General features: G+C 71.1%; 5 protein-coding genes. 2 read left to right on the top strand and 3 right to left on the bottom strand.

What is annotated here, in order from left to right; all coding sequences use genetic code 11:
- Nucleotides 1–493 (top strand): protease modulator HflC (gene hflC / locus RIF93_RS19275; protein ID WP_309093067.1); only part of this gene is annotated, 493 nt, incomplete at its 5' end.
- A gap of 141 nt (nucleotides 494–634) precedes the next feature.
- Here hflC and RIF93_RS19270 read toward each other — a convergent pair.
- Genes RIF93_RS19270 through serB form a run of 3 tightly spaced genes read right to left on the bottom strand, consistent with a single transcriptional unit; the run spans nucleotide 635 to nucleotide 3,158 of the window.
- A complete protein-coding gene (locus RIF93_RS19270) occupies nucleotides 635–1,597 on the bottom strand; it encodes a hypothetical protein (RefSeq protein WP_309093066.1) in 963 nt (320 codons plus the stop codon).
- Nucleotides 1,598–1,602: 5 nt separating this feature from the next.
- Complete coding sequence (locus RIF93_RS19265; protein WP_309093065.1) at nucleotides 1,603–2,271, bottom strand: HAD family phosphatase; 669 nt, start codon at nucleotides 2,269–2,271, stop codon at nucleotides 1,603–1,605.
- Nucleotides 2,271–3,158 carry a phosphoserine phosphatase SerB gene (gene serB, locus RIF93_RS19260; RefSeq protein WP_375163898.1) on the bottom strand — a complete coding sequence of 296 codons (888 nt, stop codon included), beginning with the start codon at nucleotides 3,156–3,158 and terminating at the stop codon, nucleotides 2,271–2,273. Before serB ends, RIF93_RS19265 begins: the two co-directional genes overlap by 1 nt.
- Between serB and miaA the strand changes: the two genes are divergently transcribed.
- Nucleotides 3,157–3,859 (top strand): tRNA (adenosine(37)-N6)-dimethylallyltransferase MiaA (gene miaA / locus RIF93_RS19255; protein ID WP_309093064.1); only part of this gene is annotated, 703 nt, incomplete at its 3' end. The genes serB and miaA overlap by 2 nt on opposite strands.

The following is a 3,859-nucleotide window of genomic DNA, read 5'->3' as shown; positions in this document are numbered from 1 at the left end:
CATCTCGGCCCAGCGCGGCGAACTGATGCAGCGCACGCGCAACGACGTCGCCCGCCGGGCCCAGGCCTCGCGCCTCGGCATCCAGGTCATCGACGTGCGGATCCGCCGGGCCGACTATCCGGCGACGAACCAGGAAGCCGTTTTCCGCCGCATGCAGACTTCGCTGCAGCAGGAAGCCGCGCGCATCCGGGCCGAGGGCGAGCAGCAGAAGCGCGAGATCATCGCCCAGGCCGACGCCGAGGTGACCATCACCCTGGCCCAGGCGCAGGAGCAGGGCGAGACGATCCGCGGTGAAGGCGACGCCCTGCGTACGCGCATCTTCGCCCAGAGCTTCGGCCGCGATCCTTCGTTCGCTGCGTTCTGGCGCTCGATGCAGGCCTACGAGGCCAGTCTCGGCCAGGGCGACACGACGATGGTGCTCTCCCCCGACAGCGCCTTCTTCCGCTACTTCGAGCGGGGGCCCTCGGGCGCGGGCGCGACCAGCCGCCGTTGACGCCGACAATTTACGCGCGTAACTTTCTCATGGATTACGTGTGTACTCCGATGCCTATCGCATAGCCGTGCGTGAGCCCCCAAGCCGCGCCGGCGACGACTATGACCCCCTCCCGGCCCGCCGTCGGGAGGGGCTTTTTCGTCAGAGCTCCAAGGGTCCGTTGCGGAGGCGCGCCTCGGGCGCAAGCCGCATCCAGGCGTCCTCGAGGGCTGCTCGGAAGCGGGCGTACGACCACTGACGCGCCGTCTCCTGCCCCGCCTCCACACGCGCGGACAACGCAGCGCCCCCCGTACGGACCAGATCGGCCGCCGCGGCCAACGCGTCGGCGGCCGCCACACAGTCGTCGTCGGCGACCCAGAAGCCGTTGTCGGCCGTGGCGTACTCGCGTCCGCCGACGCCGGTGAACCCCGCGCAGACGCAGCCGCTCGCGAGGGCCTCCAGCGTGACGAGCCCCACCGACTCCAGCCGTCCAAGCCCCAGGTGCAGCGAGCTTTGGGCGAACATGCTGGCCACCTTCTCCTCGGGGGCCGTGCGTAGCAGGCCCCACGGAAGCCGGGCGTGGCGAGGATGCAGGCGCCGGAACAGATTGTGGATCATCTGCAGCTCGCGCTCGCGCTTACTGGGCGCGCAGGCGACAGCGTCGGTCTTGGCGCTCGGGCGGAACAGGCGCTCGTCGGCGAAGCAAGGTACGAGTTCTATCTGAGCCTCGGGATAGAGGCGGCGCATGAGGTCGCGCAGACCCGGCGAGGCCACGAGCAACGGCGGGGTGGCGCCCGCGCCAAAGCTGTCCAGACCCTGGAACCCCACCTCGGACAGGATCGACCAGCTCTGGATCAGAACGACGCTGCGCTCGGGCCTCTGCTGATTGAGGCGCATGGCCTCATGCGCTTCCTCAGGGATGACGATGATGTCGTCGGGCGCGGGCGCCTGGGGCGAGATGATCGGCGCGCGGTGAGACACGCCCCTGGGGGCCTTGGAGGTAGGTCCCAGCATAGCGCAGGCGTCGAAGCCCAGGTCCCGCAGGGTCTCGACCTGGCGAAGCAGCATCTTGTGACCGCCGGTCAGTCCTCCGTTGGAGAACAGGAGGTAGAAGATCCGCGCCATGGCTTTCAGCAGGCCTGCGCCGCCAGCAGCTCGCGCACCTCGTGCAGGTCGCGGGCGATGCGGACGCACAGGATCTCCATCTCCTCGGTCGGGTCCAGCATGTCGGGGACCATGATGGTCATCATCCCGGCGGCCGAGGCGGCGCGGACGCCGTTGTGGCTGTCCTCCAGCGCCAGGCAGTCCTCGGGCGCCACGCCCAGGGCCTCGGCAGCCTTGAGGTACGGATCCGGATAGGGCTTCGGGCGTGGATAGTCGCCGTTGGCCAGGATGGCGTGGAAGCGGTCGAGCAGTCGGTGGCCGCCGATGTGATGCTCGACGGCCTCGCGCCGCGACGAGGTCGCGATGGCCCGCGGCAGGCCCATGGCGTCCAGCTGGTCCAGCATCTCGAGCACGCCCGCCTTGAGGCATACCTCGGCCTCGGCAAGTTCGTGGAAGCGCCGGGTCGAGCCTTCGCGCAGCGCCTCGGTGTCGAAGCCCTCGCCGAAGTGGGCGGTCAGGACCTTGGCGCTGTTCAGCCAGATGTGGCCCACCATCTGCTTGACCACGTCCAGCGGCAGGTCGTGACCCATGTGGGCGGCCTCGGCGATCAGCGCCTCGGTGTAGACGACCTCGGTGTCGACCAGCAGGCCGTCCATGTCGAAGACGACGGCTTTGACGGGACGCGGCAGGGTCATCAGTCGGTCACGAAGTCCGAGGCCTGATAGCCCTGGAAGTAGAGCAGCGCCGTCAGATCGGCGTGGTCCACCTTGGCGTCCGCCTGCGCCGCGACGATGGGCTTGGCGCGATAGGCGACGCCCAGGCCCGCGGCCTCGATCATGGCCAGGTCGTTGGCTCCGTCGCCGATGGCCAGGGTCTGGGAGAGCGGCGCGCCGAGCGCGGCGGCTTCCTCCTTGAGGGCGGCGAGCTTGGCCTCGCGGCCCAGGATCGGCTCGCCTACCCGGCCGCTCAGCGCCCCGGCCTCCTCCAGGAGGGTGTTGGCCCGATCGGCGTGGAAGCCCGCAGCCTCGGCCACCCGGCTCGTGAAGAAGGTGAAGCCGCCCGAGACCAGCACGCAGCGGGCGCCGTTCTCGGCCATGGTCCGCACCAGGGTCCGAGCCCCGGGATTGAGCCGCACGCGCTCGTCATAGGCCTGCTGCAGCGCCGTCGTGGACAGCCCCTTCAGCATCCCCACGCGCTCGCGAAGCGCGCCTTCGAACTCCAGCTCGCCGCGCATGGCCCGCTCGGTGATGGCCGCGATCTCGGCCTTCTTGCCGGCGAAGTCGGCGAGTTCGTCCAGGCACTCCACATTGATGATGGTGGAGTCCATGTCGGCCACCAGCAGCCGCTTGCGGCGGCCCTCCACCGGCTGCACGCACCAGTCGATCGGCGCTTCCGCGAAGGCGCGGCCCAGGGCCTGGCGCACGGCGGTGAGGTCGGCGGCTTCGAACACGAGGTCCGAGGCGGTGGGCGACAGCATCACCGAATCCAGGATCTGGACGTCCAAGCCCTGAAACGCGTCGGCGTAGCCGATGGAGAACGATGCGGCCCCGGACGGCGCGACGGTGGTAAGGACGAGTTCCATGAGGCCCCGCATCTGGCTGATCGCCGGTCCCACCGCAAGCGGCAAGTCCGCCCTCGCCCTGCGTCTCGCCGAGCGCACGGGGGCCGAGATCGTGAACGCCGACTCCATGCAGCTGTACGCCGGCCTCCGCGTGCTGACGGCCGCACCGAGCCCCGACGAGACCGCGCGCGCGCCGCACCACCTGTTTGGGACGGTCGATCCGGCCGACGGATGGTCGGTGGGCCGTTGGCTGCGGGCGGCGACGCAGCTGCTGGAAGACATCGCCGCCCGCGGCCGGCCCGCCGTCGTGGTCGGCGGCACCGGGCTCTACTTCCGCGCCCTCACCCGCGGCCTGGCCGAGATCCCGCCGATCGCGACGGACGTGCGCCGGGCGACGGCGGCCGAGTACGAGGCCCTGGGCGAGGCCCTCTTCCGCGAGCGCCTGGCCAGGGTCGATCCGGCCGCGGCCGCGCGGATTGCGCCGGGCGACCGGCAGCGGCTTTCGCGCGCCTGGGAAGTCTATGCCGCGACCGGCCGGTCGCTGACCGACCACCAGGCCTCGGCCGACGGCGCGCTGCCGGCCGGCAGCTGGTCGGCGGTGGCGCTGGAGCCGCCGAGGCCCCAGCTCTACGCCCGCTGCGACGCGCGCCTGCACGCCATGGTGCGAGACGGCGCCGTGGAGGAGGTGCGCGCGCTGCTGGCCCGGGACCTCGGCGCCGACC

Origin of the sequence: Phenylobacterium sp. (assembly GCF_031181185.1) — a bacterium.
Taxonomy (GTDB): Bacteria; Pseudomonadota; Alphaproteobacteria; order Caulobacterales; family Caulobacteraceae; genus Phenylobacterium.
Note: the sequence above shows the minus strand (reverse complement) of the source record. Positions and strands in the feature narration are given on the sequence as shown.